Genomic DNA, 19014 nt, shown 5'->3' on the forward strand with positions numbered 1-19014 from the left:
ATTTGCCGGGAATAGTGACACCTTCGCGCCTGGTGGGACGGGTGTGGCTGACGGGAGTGGCTGAAAACGACCCATACCTGCCGCACGGGGGAACGGAATGTGACCCACGGCACGTTGGCTCGTTGTTCTGATGCGTGCGTGGTAGCTGCCTGGACATAACGCGTACGTCACGTCCAGGTCTGCGCACGCGAGGCCTGGGTAGGCCTGCTGTGTCCTGTTCTCCACGGCCAGGAGGCCACCATGCCCGCATCCGCGCAGCTTCTGCTCTCCGCCCTCTCCAAACAGGTACCCGCCCAAGCCGATCCCGCACCTCTTACCAGCGGACTTCCCCTCGCCGACGTCGCCCACCTGATCAGCGGGCCGCCGCTCGCCGACGTCTCCCTCCTGCTCGGTGAATCCCCGTACCCCGACGCCGCACCGCTGACCAGCGAGCCCCCGCTCGCCGATGCCACCCCGCTCACGAGCGAGCCTCCGCTCGCCGCCGTCGCCCCTCTGACCAGCGAGCCGACCGCACCCGGCACCGCAGGGGGCATGGAGTTCCCAGGAGTCTGAATGGGCTTGTCCCGGCTCGCCGCACTGCACGGTGTCGCCACCTCCTACTCCCCGTCCCCGGATGTCACGGTGTCCGTCCCCGACGACACGGTCATCGCCGTGCTCGCCGCGCTGGGCGTGGACGCCGGCACCCCGGAGGACGTACGGAGGTCACTCGTCGCCGCGGAGTCCCGCTCGCGCCTGCTGCCGCCGACCGTGGTGGTCTGGGCCGGTGAGCCGCTGCCGCCCGCGCTGACCGCGCTGCCGCCCGGCTCGACCGTCACGGTCGAGCCGGAGCCGGCCTCCGGGCCCCCCGCGCCCGCCACCTCCTGGAAGGTGCCGGAGGCCGCCTCGTCCTGGAAGGTCCCCGAGACCCCGGAGGCGGTCACGCAGAGCCCGGAGGCACCGAAGGCGGTCCCGGAGACCGCCGGGCCCCGGCCCGCAGGGTGGACCGACCCCCCGTACGGTGTCCACCGCCTCCACGTCCGTGCGCCCGACCACCACGAGGCCGCCGCCACCCTGGTCGTCGCCCCGGCCAGGGTCCCGCAGCCGCCCGAGCGCACCCACGGCTTCCTGGTCCAGCTCTACTCCCTGCTCTCCGCCCGCTCCTGGGGCATGGGTGACCTCGGCGACCTGGCCGACCTCGCCGCCTGGGCCGGGCGCACCCTCGGCTCCGGGTTCGTCCAGGTCAACCCCCTGCACGCGGCCGTTCCCGGGAAGCCCACCGACCCCTCCCCGTACCGCCCCTCCTCGCGCCGCTTCCCCGACCCCGTGCACCTGCGCGTCGAGTCGGTCCCGGAGTACGGGCACGTCCACGACCGGGCCACCCTGGACGACCTCCGCCAGGACGCCGTCGCCCTCAGCGAGGCCGTCCTCAACAAGGGCGCCCTGATCGACCGGGATGCCGTCTGGGAGCTGAAACGGCAGGCCCTGGAGCTGATCGCCCAGGTGCCCCTCACCCCCGGCCGCCGCGCCGCCTACTGCGACTTCCTGGCCGAGCAGGGCCAGGCGCTGGAGGACCACGCCCTGTGGTACGCGCTCGCCGAGGCTCACGGGCCCGACTGGCGCAGCTGGCCCGAGCCCCTGCGCGACCCCCGCTCCCCGGGGACCGCCCGCGCCCGCTCCGAGCTGCTGGACCGGGTGGACCTCCACTGCCGGCTCGCCTGGCTGACCGCCACCCAGCTCGCCGACGCCCAGCGGGCCGCCGAGGACGCCGGGATGGAGGTCGGGATCGTCCACGACCTGGCCGTCGGCGTGCACCCGGCGGGCGCCGACACCTGGGCCCAGCAGGACGCCTTCGCCCACGGCATGTCCGTCGGCGCGCCCCCGGACGCCTTCAACGCGCGCGGCCAGGACTGGGGCCTGCCGCCCTGGCGCCCCGACGCCCTCGCCGCCACCGGTTACGCCGCCTTCCGCGGCCTGCTGCGCGGCCTCCTGGCCCACGCGGGCGCCCTGCGCATCGACCACGTCATGGGCCTCTTCCGGCTCTGGTGGGTGCCGGAGGGCCGCCCGCCCACCGACGGTACGTACGTCGCGTACGACGCCGAGGCGATGCTCGCCGTCCTCGTCCTGGAGGCCCACCGGGCCGGCTCCGCAGTCGTCGGCGAGGACCTCGGCACCGTCGAGCCCGGTGTCCGCGAGGCGCTCGCCCGGCGCGGGGTGCTCGGCACCTCCGTGCTCTGGTTCGAGCGTGACTGGGACGGCGACGGCCGCCCGCTGGCCCCCGAGAAGTGGCGGCGGGACTGCCTCGCCACCGCCACCACCCACGACCTGCCCTCCACCGCCGCCCGGCTGACCGGCGACCATGTGACGCTCCGCCACCGCCTCGGCCTGCTCACCCGCCCCCTGGAGGAGGAGCTCACCGAGGACCTCACCGGTACGGCGGAGTGGCTGGCCCTCCTCGCCCGGCTGCGGATGCTCCCCGAGGGCGACGGCAACGAGGAGGCGGCCGTCCGCGCCGTTCACCGCTTCCTGCGCGCCACCCCCGCCCGGATGACCGGCGTCTGGCTCCCCGACACGGTGGGTGACCGCCGCCCGCAGAACCTCCCCGGCACCTGGGACCAGTACCCCAACTGGCGGCTGCCCATCGCCGACCCGGAGGGCCATCCGGTCACCCTGGAGGAGATCGCCGCCTCGCCCCGTCTGCACGGCCTGATGGAGGTCCTGCGGTCGGCGAAGGCCCGTACGGCACCCCCGGGCGAGCGCCCCGCCTAGGCGTTCGCTACGTTGGCACCGTGGACAAGAAGAACGGAATGCGCGCCGGCGTCGTTGCGGCCGGGACGACGCTGATGATGCTGCTCATGTCGGCCCCGGCTCTGGCGTACACGCCCGACGACGGTGACGACCCGGGTCCGGGCCTCAGCGCGATGGAGACCATCGGTCTCTACGTCATCGCGCCCATCGGCCTGTTCCTGGTGATCACGGCCCTGGTCATGGTCCTGGACAAGTCCAAGAAGCAGGTCTGACCCGCACCCGTACGAAGGATGCGCCGCCGGTAGGAGCTACCGCGCGGCGCATCCGCACGTCCGGCGGCGGAAGGCACCCCGGTAGGTTGCGGTCATGACCGAGTGGGACGTCAAGAAGCTCCGCATCCTGCGCACCCTGCGCGACCGGGGCACGGTGACGGCGACCGCCGAAGCGCTCCTGATGACCCCCTCCGCCGTCTCCCAGCAGCTCACCAACCTGGCCAAGCAGCTCGGCGTGGAGCTCCTGGAGCCCCAGGGCCGTCGCGTCCGCCTCACGGACGCCGCCCACCTCGTCCTGCGCCACGCCGAGGCGGTCTTCGCCCAGCTGGAGCGGGCGGACGCCGAACTCACCGGCTATCTGCGCGGCGAGGCCGGCGAAGTCAGGGTCGGCGCCTTCTCCACCGCCGTACCCGCCCTCGTGGTCCCCGCCGTGAGGCTCCTGCGCGCCGAGGACCGCCCGGGACCCGACGTACGCGTACGGGAGGCCGAGGCGGCCCAGGCGTACGAGCTGCTCACCGCGGGCGAGGTGGACCTGGCCCTCTCGCTGGCCGCCCACGCCCCGACCGCCCGCGACCCCCGCTTCTCCCTCTTCCCGCTGCTGGCCGACCCGCTGGACGTGGCGCTCCCGGCCGGCCACCCGCTGGCCGAAGCCCCAGCGCCGCGCCTCGCCGACCTGGCCGCCGACCGCTGGATCTTCGGCGGCTCGGGCCCCTGGTCCGAGATCACCACGGCCGCCTGCGAGGCGGCCGGCTTCGTCCCCGAGCAGGCCCACAGCGCCGCCGGCTGGACCGCGATCCTGGCCCTGGTCGAGGCGGGCATGGGCATCGCCCTCGTCCCCCGGATGGCCTCCCGGGAGCAGCGACGCGAAGGTGTGGTGATGCGGGTCCTGGAGGCGGACCAGCCGCGCCGCCATGTGGTGGCGGCGGTCCGCCACGGGGCGGAGAGCGGCCCGGCGGTGGCCCGGGTGCTCACAGCGCTCACGGACATCGCGGCATCGTTCAGGTGAGCTGGATCGTTCAGCTGGGCTGAACAGTATCTGCGAAAACATTCGATGGACCTGACAGGTTTGTCGGCGCGAAGGTAGGGACATGACCTTCGACGCGAGCGAGACCACATTCCAGAACTCCGACACCGACCCCCACGCCAATGACGCCGCGCCCTACGGCGGTGGCGACCCCTACGCCGACTACCGCGAGGCGGGCGACCTCCCCTTCACCGAGCTGGTCGACCTCGCCGACCGCCGCCTCGGCGCGGGAGTGATCGCCGCCAACGACGAGTTCTTCGCCGAGCGCGAGAACCTCCTCCTGCGCGAGCGCGCCGTCTTCGACCCCGAGCACTTCGGCCACAAGGGCAAGATCATGGACGGCTGGGAGACCCGCCGCCGCCGAGGCGCCGACGCCTCCCACCCCTTCCCGGCCCCCGAGGACCACGACTGGGCGATCGTCCGCCTCGGCGCCCCCGGCGTCGTGCGCGGCCTGATCGTGGACACCGCCCACTTCCGGGGCAACTACCCCCAGCGCGTATCCGTGCAGGCCACCGCCGCCGAGGGCGCCCCGAGCCCCGAGGATCTGCTCGCCGACGACGTGAAGTGGGAGGAGATCCTTCCGCCCACCCCCGTACGCGGGCACGCGGCCAACGCCTTCGAGATCACCGGCGGCCGCCGCTACACCCACCTGCGCCTCTGCCAGCACCCCGACGGCGGCATAGCCCGCCTCCGTGTGCACGGCGAGGTCGTCCCCGACCCGGCCTGGATCGCCGCACTCGGCACGGTCGACCTGATCTCGGTGCTCAACGGCGGTACCTACGAGGACGCCTCCGACCGCTTCTACTCCTCGCCCACCCAGATCATCCTGCCGGGCACCTCCCGCAAGATGGACGACGGCTGGGAGAACCGCCGCCGCCGGGTCCGTGACACCAACGACTGGGTCCGCTTCCGCCTCCCCGCCCAGGGCACGGTCCGCGCGGTCGAGATCGACACCGCCTACCTCAAGGGCAACTCGGCCGGCTGGATCGCCCTCCAGGGCCGCAACGGCGACACCGGCGAATGGTTCGAGATCATCCCGCGCACCCGCCTCCAGCCCGACACCCTCCACCGCTTCGTGCTGCGCGCCCAGGCCGTCGTCACCCACGTCCGCCTCGACGCCTTCCCCGACGGCGGGGTGGCCCGGATGCGGCTGCACGGCGGCTTCACGGAGTCCGGCACGGCCGAGCTCACCCGCCGCTACGAGGAGTCGGGCGCGTAACCCCGTAACCCGGTGAACCACCGCCCCCCAGTTCCCGCCCGGCGGACGGCTGCGCTCCTGCGCCCGCCCGCCGGGCGGTTTCCAACGGCCCGCGGCTCAGGCGGCGTACGCGGAGAACGGCAGCGCCTGGGCCGGCACCGGCCGTTCGGCGGGCGTACGCCAAGGGGGCGCCTCCTCCGCCGCAGCGAATGGGACGCCCCCGAGCGGTGCGTTACGCGGTGGCCGCCGCCGCGTCCGCCGCCTGGGCCTTCAGGGCGCGCTCCACGCCCGACCGCGACTCCGACATCAGCCGGCGCAGGGCCGCGCTCGGCTCGGCCGAGGCCAGCCACGCGTCCGTGGCGTCCAGGGTCTCCTGGGAGACCTGGAGGGCCGGGTAGAGGCCCACGATGATCTGCTGGGCCATCTCGTGGCTGCGCGAGTCCGAGACCTCCTTCACCGAGGCGAAGTACTTCTCCGTGTACGGGGCCAGCAGCTCGCGCTGATCCGCCTGGACGAAGCCGGTGATGACCGCCTCCTGGAGCGAGTTGGGCAGCTCACCCGACTCCACGACCGAGGCCCACGCCTCCGCCTTGGCCTCCTCCGAGGGTTGCGAGGCCCGGGCGGTGGCCGCGTGGCGCTCGCCCGCCGCCGTCCTGTCGCGCTCGTACTCGGCGGCGATCTCCTCCTCGTCGAGCAGGCCGACGGCCGCCAGCCGCTGCACGAACGCCCAGCGCAGCTCGGTGTCGACCGTCAGGCCCTCGATCGACTCCGTACCGTCCAGCAGAGACTGGAGCAGGTCCAGCTGCTGCGGGTTGCGGGCCGTCGCCGCGAAGGCACGGGCCCACGCCAGCTGGTGGTCGCTGCCCGGCTCCGCCGCCCGCAGGTGCGCCAGCGTCGCCTCCGTCCACTGGTTGAGCGCGGCCTGGCGGGACTGAGGGGCCGCGTACAGGTCCAGGGCCAGCTTCAGCTGACGGTGAAGCGACTGGACGACGCCGATGTCCGACTCCTTGCCGATGCCGGAGAGCACCAGCGAGAGGTAGTCGCGGGTCGCCAGCTCGCCGTCGCGCGTCATGTCCCAGGCGGAGGCCCAGCACAGGGCGCGCGGCAGCGACTCGGTGAAGTCGCCCAGGTGCTCGGTGACGACCCGCAGCGACTCCTCGTCGAGGCGCACCTTCGCGTACGACAGGTCGTCGTCGTTGAGCAGGATGACCGCCGGGCGGGCCTTGCCCACCAGGGCGGGCACGTCGGTGCGCTCGCCGTCGACGTCCAGCTCGATCCGGTCGGTGCGCACCAGCTTGCCGTCCGCGTCGAGGTCGTACGCGCCGATCGCGATGCGGTGCGGGCGCAGCGTCGGCTCGCCCTTGGCGCCGACCGGCAGCGCCGGGGCATCCTGGAGGACGGTGAAGGAGGTGACGTGACCGTGTCCGTCGGTCTCGATCTCCGGGCGCAGGACGTTGATGCCGGCCGTCTCCAGCCACGCCTTCGACCAGGTCTTCAGGTCACGGCCGGAGGTCTTCTCCAGCGCGCCCAGCAGGTCGCTCAGGCGGGTGTTGCCGAAGGCGTGCGCCTTGAAGTACGCCTGCACGCCCTGGAAGAACGCGTCCTTGCCGACGTACGCCACGAGCTGCTTGAGGACGGACGCGCCCTTGGCGTACGTGATGCCGTCGAAGTTGACGAGGACATCGTCCAGGTCGCTGATGTCCGCCATGATCGGGTGCGTGGAGGGCAGCTGGTCCTGCCGGTACGCCCAGGTCTTCATGGAGTTGGCGAACGTGGTCCAGGAGTGCGGCCACTTCGAGCCCTCGGCGTCCGCCTGACAGGCGATCGAGGTGTAGGTGGCGAACGACTCGTTCAGCCAGAGGTCGTTCCACCACTCCATCGTCACGAGGTCGCCGAACCACATGTGGGCCAGCTCGTGCAGAATCGTCTCGGCCCGCACCTCGTACGCCGCGTCCGTCACCTTGGAGCGGAAGACGTACTGGTCGCGGATGGTGACCGCGCCCGCGTTCTCCATCGCGCCCGCGTTGAACTCCGGGACGAAGAGCTGGTCGTACTTGGCGAACGGGTACGCGTAGTCGAACTTCTCCTGGAACCACGCGAAGCCCTGCCGGGTGACGGCGAAGATGTCCTCCGCGTCCAGGTACTCGGCGAGCGAGGGGCGGCAGTAGATGCCGAGCGGGACGGACTGGCCGTCCTTCTCGTAGCTGCTGTGCACCGAGTGGTACGGGCCGACGATGAGCGCCGTGATGTACGTGGAGATGCGCGGCGTCGGCTCGAACGTCCAGACGTCGTCCTTCGGCTCGGGCGTCGGCGAGTTCGAGATGACCGTCCAGCCGGCGGGGGCCTTCACGGTGAACTGGAAGGTCGCCTTCAGGTCCGGCTGCTCGAAGGAGGCGAAGACGCGGCGGGCGTCCGGCACCTCGAACTGGGTGTACAGATAGGCCTGCTCGTCGACCGGGTCGACGAACCGGTGCAGGCCCTCACCGGTGTTGGTGTACGCGCAGTCGGCGACGACCTTCAGCTCGTTGGCGCCCGCGTTCAGCTGCGGCAGGGCGATCCGGGAGTCGCGGAACACGGCGGCGACGTCCAGCGCCTCGCCGTTGAGCACGACCTCGTGGACGGCCGGGGCGACCAGGTCGACGAAGGTCTCCGCACCGGCCTCCGCGGAGTCGAAGCGCACGGTGGTCACGGACCGGTAGGTGCCGCCCTCCTGCGCTCCGGAGAGGTCGAGATCGATCTCGTACGCGTCCACGGTCAGCAGGCGCGCCCGCTCCTGTGCCTCTTCGCGGGTCAGATTCGTGCCAGGCACGCGGTCATCTCCTAGGTGTGCGACTTGGTATGCGACGTTTCCGTCATCCTTCCATGGGCCGCGCTCTCAGCGCGATGTCCGTTTCCCGCCGGACGCGGGCGGCTCCGGGGGCGTACGACGAGCAGGGTCCCGTCTTCATCCACGCCGAGGAGTGCGCGGGCCCGGCCCCGGCGCACCCCGGCTACCCCTTCTCGCGCCCCGGCGCACTGCGCACGGTGCGCCGCTACGACCCGGAGGTGGCGCTGGTGCACGTACGGGCGGTGGAGTACGGGTGCTTCCACTTCGAGATGCGCCGACCCTGAGCGTTTCCTCGCAGGGGTGGCACCCTGGTGCCACCGTGGGTAGCATCGAAGGTATGAAGATTAGTGTGAGTCTGCCGCAGGAGGATGTCGCCTTCGTCGACGAGTACGCCGCGAAGACCGACGCGGATTCCCGGTCCGCGGTGCTCCACACCGCGATCGAGCTGTTGCGCGCCTCGACCCTGGAGGCCGAGTACGAGGAGGCCTTCGCCGAGTGGGACAAGGGCGAGGACGCCGATTTCTGGGACCGGGTCTCGGGCGACGGGCTCACCGATGCGGCGCGGTGACATCTACCTGATCGACTTCGAGCCGGTCCGGGGCAGCGAGGCGAACAAGGCCCGCCCGGCGCTGATCGTGTCGAACGACGGCGCCAACGCCACCGTGGAGCGGACGGAGCGCGGTGTCCTCACCGTCGTGCCCCTCACCTCCAACACGGCGCGGGTCTTTCCCTTCCAGGTCCTCCTGCCGGCGGCCGAGTGCCACCTCGCGGTGGACAGCAAGGCCCAGTGCGAGCAGGTGCGCGCCGTCTCGCCCCAGCGGCTGGGGCGCCGCATCGGCAAGGTGCCCCGTCAGCGCATGACCGAGATCGACGTGGCCCTCCGCCGACACCTGGCGCTCTGACCCGCGCAGACGGAAGGGGCGGCCACCGGTCCCCGGTGGCCGCCCCTTCCCGTACGCGTCCCCGTACAGGGTCGCGCGTCAGCCCTTCGACTCGGCCGCCACCAGCTCCGCGATCTGGACGGCGTTCAGTGCGGCGCCCTTGCGGAGGTTGTCGTTGGAGACGAAGAGCGCGAGGCCGTTGTCGACGGTCTCGTCGACCCGGATGCGGCCCACGAAGGAGGCGTCCTTGCCCGCCGCCTGGAGGGGGGTCGGGATCTCCGAGAGCTCGACGCCCTCGGCGTCCTTCAGCAGCTCGTAGGCGCGCTCGACGCCGATCGGGCGGGCGAAGCGGGCGTTGATCTGGAGCGAGTGGCCGGAGAAGACCGGGACCCGGACGCAGGTGCCGGAGACCTTCAGCTCCGGGATCTCCAGGATCTTGCGGGACTCGTTGCGGAGCTTCTGCTCCTCGTCCGTCTCGAACGAACCGTCGTCCACGATCGAACCGGCCAGCGGCAGCACGTTGAAGGCGATCGGGCGCTTGTAGACGGCCGGCTCGGGGAAGTCCACGGCCTCACCGTCGTGGGCCAGCTTCTCGGCCTCGGCGACGACCTTGGACGCCTGGCCGTGCAACTCGGCCACGCCGGCCACGCCGGAGCCGGAGACGGCCTGGTAGGTGGCGACGGTCAGCGCTTCGAGGCCGGCCTCGGCGTGCAGCGGGCGCAGCACGGGCATAGCGGCCATCGTGGTGCAGTTCGGGTTGGCGATGATCCCCTTGGGCCGGACGCGGGCCGCGTGCGGGTTGACCTCGGAGACGACCAGCGGGACCTCGGGGTCCTTGCGCCAGGCGGAGGAGTTGTCGATCACCACGGCGCCCTGGCCGGCGACCTTCTCGGCCAGCGCCTTGGAGGTCGCGCCGCCGGCGGAGAACAGCACGATGTCCAGGCCGGTGTAATCGGCCGTGGAGGCGTCCTCGACGGTGACGGGCGCACCCTTGAAGTCGATCGCGGAGCCCGCGGAGCGGGCGGAGGCGAACAGCCGCAGCTCGTCGACGGGGAAGTCCCGCTCGGCCAGGATCCTGAGCATGACTGTGCCGACCTGACCGGTGGCGCCGACGATTCCGACCTTCACTGGGACTCCTCTGTATATGTGCGCGGCCCGATTGCCGCTCCATGATGCGTATGTCCGGGCCCGACTTGTCCAATCCATTGTCCGACCTGCGGACCGCCGCCGTGGAAGTGAACGCTTTGCCCGGCTCCGGCGTCGTAGGAGCGATGTCCGTCGAGGAGCCAGGTGCAGTGAGGGAGGAAGCCTTGCCGAAGAGGGGACGTAGGGGGCCGGAGGGGGACCTTCTGGACCGCCTCCGCCTGCCGTACTGATGGCCGGGCCCGCGCCCGAGGGCGGTGCGGAGGCGGTCGCGTACCGGGCCGCCGAGCGGGACACGGCGCTGCTCCGGGAGGAGCTCGGCCTGCTCGGTGACCTGCTGGCCCGGGAGGAGCCGGGCGCCGCCCCGCCCCCGGTGGCCGTGCCGCCGCCCTGTCCTCGGTGGCGACGCCTCGTCCCCCTGCGAGGGTCGCGGATAGCAGAGCCGTCCCCTGGCGCAGGCCGCCCGGTCCGGCTCCGTGAGGACATGCGAAGAGGCGGGTGCCCGAAGGCGCCCGCCTCTTCTTCACCGTGCTGTGGCTGTTACGGCGTGACCTTCTCGATCACGACGCTGCCGGTGCCCGCGGCCGTGCCGCGCGCGTTGACCAGCTGGACCTCACCGAAGAACTGCCGGCCCTCGGGAGCCGCACCGGCGACCACGACCTCGGCGCCGACCTGCGCCGAGGCGCCGTTCGCCAGGTTGTAGGTCTTCGACGTGTCGACCTTCAGGGTGCCGAGCGAGGCCGCGTAGTACACGTCGCGGTAGTCGTACGTGGTCGACCCGGACGGAACCGAGTAGCCCTCGACGATGACCGTGTACGTACCGGCGGCCGGGTTGGCCAGGCTGACCTTCTCCTCGGAGCCGGCGGTGGTGCCGCTGCCGACCTGGGTGGCGCCCCGGAAGACGTAGAGGTCGAGGTCGGCGTTGGCGTCCGACGTACCGCCGATGGCCAAGTCGAGCTTCTCGACGCCCGCACCGATGGTGACCGTGCTCTGGCGGGTCTGGCCCGTGGAGATCGACGGCTTGTCGACCTTGGCCGAGCCCAGCGAGCCGCCCTTGAGCTTGCCCTCGAGAGCCGCCGCGCCGTTGGTGACCTTCCAGTTCACCGCGGCCGGAGCGCCGATCTTCGCCTCGGCGATGGTCTGCACCGCCGGGTCGAAGGTGGCGCCGAGCAGCGAGACGTCAAGCTTGAACGGGTTGTCCAGCAGCGGCGACGTACGGCGCGACTCGACCTCGATCTCCCACACGCCGGGGTACGGGTCCTTGTAGGACCGCACGTCCGGACGGCAGGTGTTGGCCGGGTTCTCGTAGTTCGGGTAGCAGTTGACCGTGGAGGTCGGGTCGACCGGCGTCCCGTACGGGTGCAGGGCGATGAACCGGGTCTGGCTGCCCGAGCGCAGCGCGCTGAGGGCGACCTCGAGGGTCTTCGCGCCCTCCGGAACGTTCACGAAGTACGAGGTGGTGCCGTTGCGCTGCACCGAGCTCGACGACTTGAACGCGTAGGTGGGCTGGTTCAGCTCATGCGCGACGACGACCGTGGACAGGACCTGGTGGTCGATGCCGATGGTCTTGTTGTCGTCCAGCTTCAGGATGGCGCTGTGCACGCCCGCGGTCTTGGCCTTCGCCGTGACCTTCAGCTTCACCGGGGTGCCGAGCGGCAGCGAGACGTACTCGGGGCTGCTCAGCTTGAAGGTGCCGTCGTTGTTCTTCCACGACAGCTTGTGCTGGACGTTGCGGTCCGGGCCCGTGGTGCGGGTGACGGTGATCTCGTAGACCTTCGTCTCGCCGACCTTGAGGCCGCCCTCACGGTCGTAGAGACCGGTGCCGAAGCCCGGGTCCTTGAGCGCGAAGTCGATCGCGGTGTCGACCGGGGCCTTCACCTTGTACTCGTGCGCCGGGTTGCCCTTCTTGGCGATGAGCTTCCAGGCACCGACGATGTCGATCAGACCGGAACCCTGCACGTGCGCGGCCACGTCCTTGATGTGGGTCGCCGAGCTGGTCAGCGCGGTCCGCAGGTCGGCCGGGGGCAGCTCCAGGTCCTTCTGCTTCGCGGCGGAGAGCAGCAGGGCCGCCGCACCGGCGGCCTGCGGCGAGGCCATCGAGGTGCCCTGGAGCATCGAGTAGCCGGGCGGCAGGGGGTAGCCCGCCTCCTTGACCGGACCGCCCTCGGACCAGGTCTGGGTGGTGTTGATCGCCGCACCCGGAGCCGAGATGGTCGGCGTGAAGCCGCCGTCCTCACGCGGACCGCGCGAGGAGAAGGGGAGCATGTCGTACTTCTTGGTGACGCTGGAGCCGTAGTTCGCGGCCCACGTCTCCTTGGAGATCGACGCGCCCACCGAGATGACGTGGTCGGCCAGGGCCGGGTCACCGATGGTGTTGAGGCCCGGGCCGCTGTTGCCGGCCGAGATGACGAGCTGGACGCCGTAGATGTCGACGAGGCGCTTGTAGAGCTCGGCGCGGGCGTTGTTGCCGTCGTTCAGCGGCGGCAGGCCGCCGATCGACATGTTGACGATGTCGACACCGCGGTTGACGACGAGGTCGATCATGCCCTCGGTCAGCGCGATGTTGGTGCAGCCGCCGGACCATGTGCAGGCGCGCGAGGAGACGACCTTGGCGCCGGGCGCCGCGCCGTTCATCTTGCCGCCGAACAGGCCGTTGGCCGCGGTGATACCCGCGACGTGCGTGCCGTGCGAGCCCTCGATCACGCCGATGTTGACGTAGTCGGCCTTGGCGCCCGCGGCGTTGTAGACCACGTTCTTACGGGTCTCGACGACGAACGGGATGCGCTCGACGACCTTGGTGGCCGGGTCGTCCTCACCGAAGTACGCGACCTGGAACTTGTCCTTGTACGGCTTGAGGGCCGTGTCGTCGGAGAAGTCCGCGTTCTCGTTCAGGTCCACGCGGATGGTGCCCTTGACCGCGTCGTACAGCACGCCCCACACGTCGGTGGTGTCACCGTCGCGGTTGAGGTCGCCCGCCATGTCGCCGCCGGTGGTGGCCGACTCGGCGAAGGTGGCGAACTTGTAGTTGCCCGCCGGAGCCGAGTAGGTCTTGCCGCCGGACGTGAACGTCGGGCCGGTGACGGTCTGCGACATCCGCAGCCAGGTGCCGTCGCCGTCGTTCACCGGGTCGGTCGCGGTGACCCAGTCGACGATCTTGCGCTCGCCGGTGGTGGTCTTCTTCAGCGCCGGGTGGCCGAGGTCGACACCGGAGTCCAGGACACCGATGGTGATCCCGCGGCCGTCGGCCTGCGGGTGCTTCTCGACGAACTCGACCGCACCCGTCTCGAAGGAGGGGTTGTACGGGTTGGCGGCCGGGGTGTTCTTGCCCGGCGCTGGGTAACTGCCCGTGGCCTTGAGCTGCTTGGCCCCCGCGGCCCGGTCGCCCGCGGGCGTCGGGTCGTCCAGCTTGATCTCCTGCTTGAGATCGATGCCGAGAACGGACTTCAGCTTGGAGGCCGCCGCGATGGTGGCCTCGGCACTGCTGGTCGGCACCGTCGCCCGTACGTAGCCGAGCTTGTCGTAGGTCTGGCCCAGCACGGAGCCCTTGACGGCGTCCAGCTGCTCGGTGACCTGCTCGGTCGCCCCCGGGGTGGTGGCGATCATCATCGTGACGTTCTTCTCGCCCTTGGCCTCGGCCTTGGCCAGAACCTCGGCGTCGGCCTTGCCGAGCTTGTCGCCCCGGTCGCTCGTGGCGGCCGGTTTGACGGGTGCCGGTGCCGGGTCGTCGACGGCGAACACCGGCGCGGCGCCGGCGGCCGCGAGAGCGGCAGCCAGGCCGGCAGCGGCCGCTATGCGCGCGGCGCGTCTCGTCCCGGATATGGAGCTGGGGGATTCCTTGGTCATCAGCATCCCTGTAATTGAAAGAGAGAGTCCGGAATTCGGTACCGGATGACCGCTCAGCCTGTCGTAAATGACAGGGCTTTGTGGAGAGTTGACGGAGACGAGACAGGTACATGGCATAGATCCGCCACGGAGGGCGATGCGCCACGAGGGATGAATGAGGCCAAAGTGTCTGCCGGAAGCACTGATTCCGGGCGTGTGGTCCGGACCATTGGCACCAAGGCCGCCATGGACCCCGTCTCAACGCGGCAGCACCACCACATACGCGGCCGGCTCCCGGTCGTCCGCCGCCATCAGCGCCGTCCGCACCACCGTGGCCTGCTGTTCCACCGCCTCGCGCAGCTTCCTCGGGGTGAGGTGGACGACCGTGACCCCGAGCCGTTCCAGCCGGTCCCGCTTGGCGGCGTACGCGGACCACTGCGGGTCCTCCAAGCGGTCCGGGCCCCGGTTCCCGTGGTTCCCGTCCCGCCGCCCCTGACTCGGCGCACCGAACCGGGGCGCCCGGGTGTCCAGCTCGACGGCGACGGCGAGATCCGGCCAGTACGCGTCGACCCCGCCCAGCTCCGGCCCGTCCGGCAGCCGCAGGTCCACGTTCCACAGCGGCTCCGGCAGCCCGTGCTCGCGCACCATCGCGTACAGCCGCTCCTCCGCCACCGCCCGCCCCGCCGCCAGCAGTGCCTCCACCGCCCCCACCACCGCCGGCCGCCCCAGCAGCTTCGCCACGCTCAGCTCCCGCACCACGGCGCCCGGTTCGCTGTGCCCGGCCCGCACGGCCTCGGTGAGGAGCCGGCTCACGTCCTCCGCCTCGCCCAGCCCCGCCACCGCGTCGGCCAGCGCCCGCTCCACCGGGGCGACGGGCACCCCGGCCAGCCACACCGGTGCGGGCAGTGCGGAGGCGGCCCGCACCACCTCCACGAACCGGGTCGAGCGCAGCCGCCGGGTGCGCGGCACCAGGACGTCGATGCGGTGCGGCGCCCCGAGGTCCGGCGCCGCGGCGAAGCCGTGCAGCGCGAGCGCCGCCTGCCCGGTCACCATCGCCTCGCCGAACCCCGCGTCCATGGGCTCCGGCGCCGTACGCAGGGAGGAGGCCGGCGGGCGGCCCGCGTACAACAGGGCGCCGCGCAGCCGCTCCTGGCCGCTGGGCGGGCCCGGGTGCAGCAGGTAGACCCCGGGCAGCAGGTGCTGCCAGGGGCCGCCGGGCAGGCACTGCGAGGACGTCTGCGCGGCGGAGACGCCCCGCGCGCGGAGCTGGGCCGCGGACAGGACGCGGTGCGTCACGCCCTGGACGTGGTGCAGGGGGCGGGGGAACAGCGGGGACAGGGGGGAGAGGGGGGTGTTCTGGGTCATGGTCGATGATTTCCCGTCGGCCCAGGGTGCCCTAACCCCTGTTACACGCCCGTCGACAATTCCGGACAACGCCGCCCTAAAGTACGGGCGTTCGAGGACCGAAAAGAGCCATCGCGCGGGGAATGGGGAGGGGGCGCGCCGGGGGGGGGTGTACGAGCGCTGCTTTCGCGTCGCGCACACACCTGACCCGCGCGCCCCCTGAGGTCGCCTGCTCAGGCCTGCTTACGCCTGGGCGTCGCACTCCTGGCCGCGCAGCACCCGCGCCAGGTCGTCCCGGGCCTCCAGCACCAGTCGGCGCAGCGCCGGAGCGGCCTCCGCGTGGCCGGTCAGCCAGGCGTCGGTCGCCGCGAGGGTCTCCGGGCTGTCCTGGAGAGCGGGGAAGAGCCCCTTCACCACGTGCATGCCGATCTGGATGGACCGCTCCGCCCACACCCGCTCGATCACCTCGAAGTAGCGGCTCGCGTACGGGGCCAGCAGCTCCCGCTGCGAGGGCTGCTCGAAGCCCGCGATCGTCGCCTCGACCAGCGCGTTGGACAGCTTGTCCGACTCCACGACCGCTGCCCACGCCTGCGCCTTGACCGCCTCCGAGGGGCGCGAGGCCAGACACCGTACGTGGTGGCGCTTGCCGGACGCCGTGTCGTCACGGGCCAGTTCGGCGTCGATCGCCGCCTCGTCCGCCACCCCGTGCGAGGCGAGCGGGGAGAGGAAGGCCCAGCGCAGCTCCTGGTCGACCTCCAGCCCGTCGATCCGGGCCGTGCCCTCCAGCAGCCCGCCCAGCAGCTGGAAGTCCGCCTCGGAGCCCGCGACGGCCGCGAGGAAGCGGGCCCACGTCAGCTGGTGCTGGCTGCCCGGCTCGGCGGCCCGCAGTTCCCGCAGCGCGCCCTCGGCCAGCGCCCGGCCGCCCTCCTCGCGCCAGGCGGGGGCGGCGTAGTTCACCAGCGCCGACCGCGCCCAGGCGTGCAGCATCTGGAGGACCCCGATGTCGCTCTCGCGCCCGGTGTGCGCCAGCACCAGCGCGACGAAGTCGCGGGCGGGCAGCAGTGCGTCCCGGGTCAGGTTCCACAGGGCCGACCAGCACAGGGCGCGGGCCAGCGGGTCGGTGATCGAGCCCAGGTGGTCGCGGAGGGTGGCGAGCGACCCCTCGTCGAAGCGGACCTTGCAGTACGTGAGGTCGTCGTCGTTGACCAGGATCAGATCGGGCCTCTCCGCCCCGGCCAGCTCCTTCACCACCGTGCGCTCCCCGGCCACGTCCACCTCTGCGCGGGCGTAACGCGTCAGCTCACCCTCGGGGGTGAGCCGGTAGAGGCCGACCGCGACCCGGTGCGGGCGCAGCTCCGGGTGGGAGGCGGCGGCCTCCTGGACCACCACGAGCTCGGTCAGCGTCCCGGCCGCGCCGTACGTCGCGACGGGCGTGAGCACGTTGACCCCGGCGGTCTGGAGCCAGGAGCGCGACCAGGCCGTCATATCGCGTCCGGAGGTCTCGGCGAGCACCGAAAGAAGGTCGCCCAAGCGCGTGTTGCCGTACGCGTGCTGCTTGAAGTAGCGCCGCGCGCCCTCAAGGAAGGCGTCGCGTCCCACGTACGCGACGAGCTGCTTCAGTACGGAGGCGCCCTTGGCGTACGTGATGCCGTCGAAGTTCAGCTTGGCGTCCTCCAGGTCACGGATGTCGGCCGTGATGGGGTGGGTGGAGGGCAGCTGGTCGGCGCGGTAGGCCCACGCCTTGCGATTGTTGGCGAAGGTGATCCAGCCGTTGGTGAAGCGGGTCGCCTCCACCATCGAGAAGGAGCCCATGAAGTCCGCGAAGGACTCCTTCAGCCACAGGTCGTCCCACCACTCCATGGTGACCAGGTCGCCGAACCACATGTGCGCCATCTCGTGCAGGATGACGTTGGCGCGCCGCTCGTAGGCCGCCGAGGTGACCTTGCCGCGGAAGATGTACTCCTCGCGGAAGGTGACCATGCCCGGGTTCTCCATCGCCCCGAGGTTGTACTCCGGCACGAAGGCCTGGTCGTACTTCCCGAAGGGGTACGGGTAGTCGAAGTTGTCGTGGAAGAAGTCCAGGCCCTGCTTGGTGACCAGGAAGACGTCGTCCGCGTCGAAGTGCTTGGCGAGCCCCTTGCGGCACATCGCGCCGAGCGGGATCTCCAGGGTGGTGCCGTCGTCGAACGTACGGGTGTAGTGGTCGCTCACGTAGTGGTACGGACCGGCGACGACGGCTGTGATGTACGTGGAGATCGGCTTGGTCTCCGCGAACCGCCAGACCCCGTCCTCGTGCGACTCCTCGGCCCCGTTGGACCAGACCCGCCAGCCCTCGGGCGCGGTCACCTGGAAACGGTAGGGCGCCTTCAGGTCCGGCTGTTCGAAGTTGGCGAAGACGCGGCGGGCGTCGGCCGGCTCGTACTGCGTGTAGAGGTAGACCTCGCCGTCCTCCGGGTCGACGAAGCGGTGCATGCCCTCGCCGGTCCTGCTGTACGCGCACCGGGCGTCGACCACGAGGACGTTCTCGCCCTCCAGGAGCCCGTCCAGGGCCACCCGGGCCCCGTCGAAGACAGCAGCCGGGTCGAGGGCCTCGCCGTTCAGCGTCACGGTGTCCACACCCGGTGCCACCAGGTCGGCGAAGGTCGAGGCACCGGCCTGGGCGGAGCGGAACCGGATCGTGGTCAGCGACCGGAACGTCCGCGGACCGGTGTCCCCGTCGCCCCCGTCCTCGCCCCCGTCGGCCCCCTCGGGCTCGCCGACGGCGGAACGCAGGTCGAGCTCGACCTCGTAACCGTCGACGGTCAGCAGCTCGGCCCTCTTCCGGGCCTCGTCGCGGGACAGGTTTTCACCGGGCACGGGCACTCCTTCGTGACGCGCGTCATGTGTCGTGTTCGAACCCATTGATCCTTGCACGCGTCTCCGGCGGCCGGTATCCGGTTCGGACCGTGGTGGCCGGTCCGGGAATGGGAGGCCCCTCGGCGGCGTTCTCGGCCACAGCAGCAACACGCTTTTCCTGAGGAGAGAGATGTCCCCGAACACCCCCGCGAACGGCAAGACCCCGGCCGACTTCTGGTTCGACCCGCTCTGCCCGTGGGCGTGGATGACCTCCCGCTGGATCCTGGAGGTCGAGAAGGTCCGCGACATCGAGGTCCGCTGGCACGTGATGAGCCTCGCCGTCCTGAACGAGGACAAGCTGGACGAGCTGCCCGAGGAGTACCGCGACCTGCTGGAGAGCAAGGCGTGGGGCCCGGTCCGGGTCGTCATCGCAGCCCAGCAGCTCCACGGCGACGAGGTCGTCGGCCCCCTCTACACGGCCCTCGGCACCCGCTTCCACAACAACGGAGAGGGCCCCACCCGCGAGGCCGTCGTCGGCGCCCTGAAGGACGTAGGCCTGCCCGAGGAGCTGGCGGCGTACGCCGACAAGGAGACGTACGACACCGAGCTGCGCGCCTCCCACAAGGAGGGCATCGACAAGGTCGGCCAGGAGGTCGGCACCCCGGTCATCGCCGTGCCCGGCGCCGACGGCGAGCAGGTCGCCTTCTTCGGCCCCGTCGTCACCCCCGCACCCAAGGGCGAGGACGCGGCGAAGCTCTGGGACGGCACGCTGCTGGTCGCCTCCATCCCCGGCTTCTACGAGATCAAGCGGACCCGCACGCAGGGCCCGATCTTCGACTGAGCGGCCTGTCCGAGGGGCCTTCCGGTGGTCACGGGCTGGGAGCGCGGACGTGCTCCCAGCCCGCTGAACAACGCGAAGACAGCCCAGCAGGACGTCAGCGAGT

The 19014-nt window shown here is 71.5% G+C and carries 14 protein-coding genes; 9 read left to right on the top strand and 5 right to left on the bottom strand.

Annotation, left to right across the window (positions count from 1 at the left end):
• Nucleotides 1-240 precede the first annotated feature (240 nt).
• The 5 genes from AMK21_RS01790 to alc all read left to right on the top strand — a co-directional run bounded on the left by AMK21_RS01790 (nucleotide 241) and on the right by alc (nucleotide 5239).
• Nucleotides 241-552, top strand: a complete 312-nt coding sequence (locus tag AMK21_RS01790; protein WP_073873455.1) for a hypothetical protein — start codon at nucleotides 241-243, stop codon at nucleotides 550-552.
• Complete coding sequence (gene malQ, locus AMK21_RS01795) at nucleotides 553-2745, top strand: 4-alpha-glucanotransferase (protein ID WP_073873457.1); 2193 nt, start codon at nucleotides 553-555, stop codon at nucleotides 2743-2745. It begins immediately after the preceding gene.
• A 38-nt stretch (nucleotides 2746-2783) separates the two neighbouring features.
• The gene (locus AMK21_RS01800; RefSeq protein ID WP_073873459.1) at nucleotides 2784-2996 is read left to right on the top strand and encodes a hypothetical protein; all 213 of its coding nucleotides are present in this window, start codon (nucleotides 2784-2786) and stop codon (nucleotides 2994-2996) included.
• Between the two features lie 94 nt (nucleotides 2997-3090).
• Entirely contained in the window at nucleotides 3091-4002 is a 912-nt protein-coding gene (locus AMK21_RS01805; RefSeq protein WP_073873461.1) for a LysR family transcriptional regulator, read from the top strand.
• Between the two features lie 82 nt (nucleotides 4003-4084).
• A complete protein-coding gene (gene alc / locus AMK21_RS01810; protein WP_073873463.1) occupies nucleotides 4085-5239 on the top strand; it encodes an allantoicase in 1155 nt (384 codons plus the stop codon).
• Nucleotides 5240-5450: 211 nt separating this feature from the next.
• Here alc and pepN (AMK21_RS01815) read toward each other — a convergent pair whose 3' ends face one another.
• Nucleotides 5451-8027 carry an aminopeptidase N gene (gene pepN, locus AMK21_RS01815; RefSeq protein WP_073873465.1) on the bottom strand — a complete coding sequence of 859 codons (2577 nt, stop codon included), beginning with the start codon at nucleotides 8025-8027 and terminating at the stop codon, nucleotides 5451-5453.
• On the opposite strand from pepN (AMK21_RS01815), the gene AMK21_RS37005 reads away from it, so the two are divergent.
• The 3 genes from AMK21_RS37005 to AMK21_RS01830 are packed head-to-tail and all read left to right on the top strand — an operon-like array spanning nucleotide 7994 to nucleotide 8947.
• On the top strand, nucleotides 7994-8329 hold the full coding sequence (locus AMK21_RS37005) for a DUF1203 domain-containing protein (protein ID WP_420712462.1): 336 nt from the start codon (nucleotides 7994-7996) through the stop codon (nucleotides 8327-8329). The genes pepN (AMK21_RS01815) and AMK21_RS37005 overlap by 34 nt on opposite strands.
• 53 nt (nucleotides 8330-8382) lie before the next feature.
• Nucleotides 8383-8613 (top strand): ribbon-helix-helix domain-containing protein, encoded by a 231-nt coding sequence (locus AMK21_RS01825; RefSeq protein ID WP_073873469.1) that lies wholly within the window; start codon nucleotides 8383-8385, stop codon nucleotides 8611-8613.
• Nucleotides 8600-8947 carry a type II toxin-antitoxin system PemK/MazF family toxin gene (locus AMK21_RS01830; protein ID WP_073873470.1) on the top strand — a complete coding sequence of 116 codons (348 nt, stop codon included), beginning with the start codon at nucleotides 8600-8602 and terminating at the stop codon, nucleotides 8945-8947. Before AMK21_RS01825 ends, AMK21_RS01830 begins: the two co-directional genes overlap by 14 nt.
• 78 nt (nucleotides 8948-9025) lie before the next feature.
• Here AMK21_RS01830 and AMK21_RS01835 read toward each other — a convergent pair whose 3' ends face one another.
• The 4 genes from AMK21_RS01835 to pepN (AMK21_RS01850) all read right to left on the bottom strand — a co-directional run bounded on the left by AMK21_RS01835 (nucleotide 9026) and on the right by pepN (AMK21_RS01850) (nucleotide 18091).
• Nucleotides 9026-10054 (bottom strand): aspartate-semialdehyde dehydrogenase, encoded by a 1029-nt coding sequence (locus AMK21_RS01835; RefSeq protein WP_073873472.1) that lies wholly within the window; start codon nucleotides 10052-10054, stop codon nucleotides 9026-9028.
• A 555-nt stretch (nucleotides 10055-10609) separates the two neighbouring features.
• Nucleotides 10610-13918 carry a S8 family serine peptidase gene (locus AMK21_RS01840; RefSeq protein ID WP_199863084.1) on the bottom strand — a complete coding sequence of 1103 codons (3309 nt, stop codon included), beginning with the start codon at nucleotides 13916-13918 and terminating at the stop codon, nucleotides 10610-10612.
• A 231-nt stretch (nucleotides 13919-14149) separates the two neighbouring features.
• Complete coding sequence (locus tag AMK21_RS01845; protein ID WP_073873474.1) at nucleotides 14150-15256, bottom strand: hypothetical protein; 1107 nt, start codon at nucleotides 15254-15256, stop codon at nucleotides 14150-14152.
• Between the two features lie 222 nt (nucleotides 15257-15478).
• Nucleotides 15479-18091, bottom strand: coding sequence for an aminopeptidase N (gene pepN / locus AMK21_RS01850; protein WP_073873476.1), 2613 nt, complete (start codon nucleotides 18089-18091; stop codon nucleotides 15479-15481).
• 169 nt (nucleotides 18092-18260) lie between these two features.
• On the opposite strand from pepN (AMK21_RS01850), the gene AMK21_RS01855 reads away from it, so the two are divergent.
• Complete coding sequence (locus AMK21_RS01855) at nucleotides 18261-18911, top strand: DsbA family protein (RefSeq protein ID WP_073873478.1); 651 nt, start codon at nucleotides 18261-18263, stop codon at nucleotides 18909-18911.
• The last annotated feature ends 103 nt before the right edge of the window (nucleotides 18912-19014 follow it).

Source organism: Streptomyces sp. CB00316 (assembly GCF_001905595.1).
Lineage (GTDB): Bacteria > Actinomycetota > Actinomycetes > Streptomycetales > Streptomycetaceae > Streptomyces.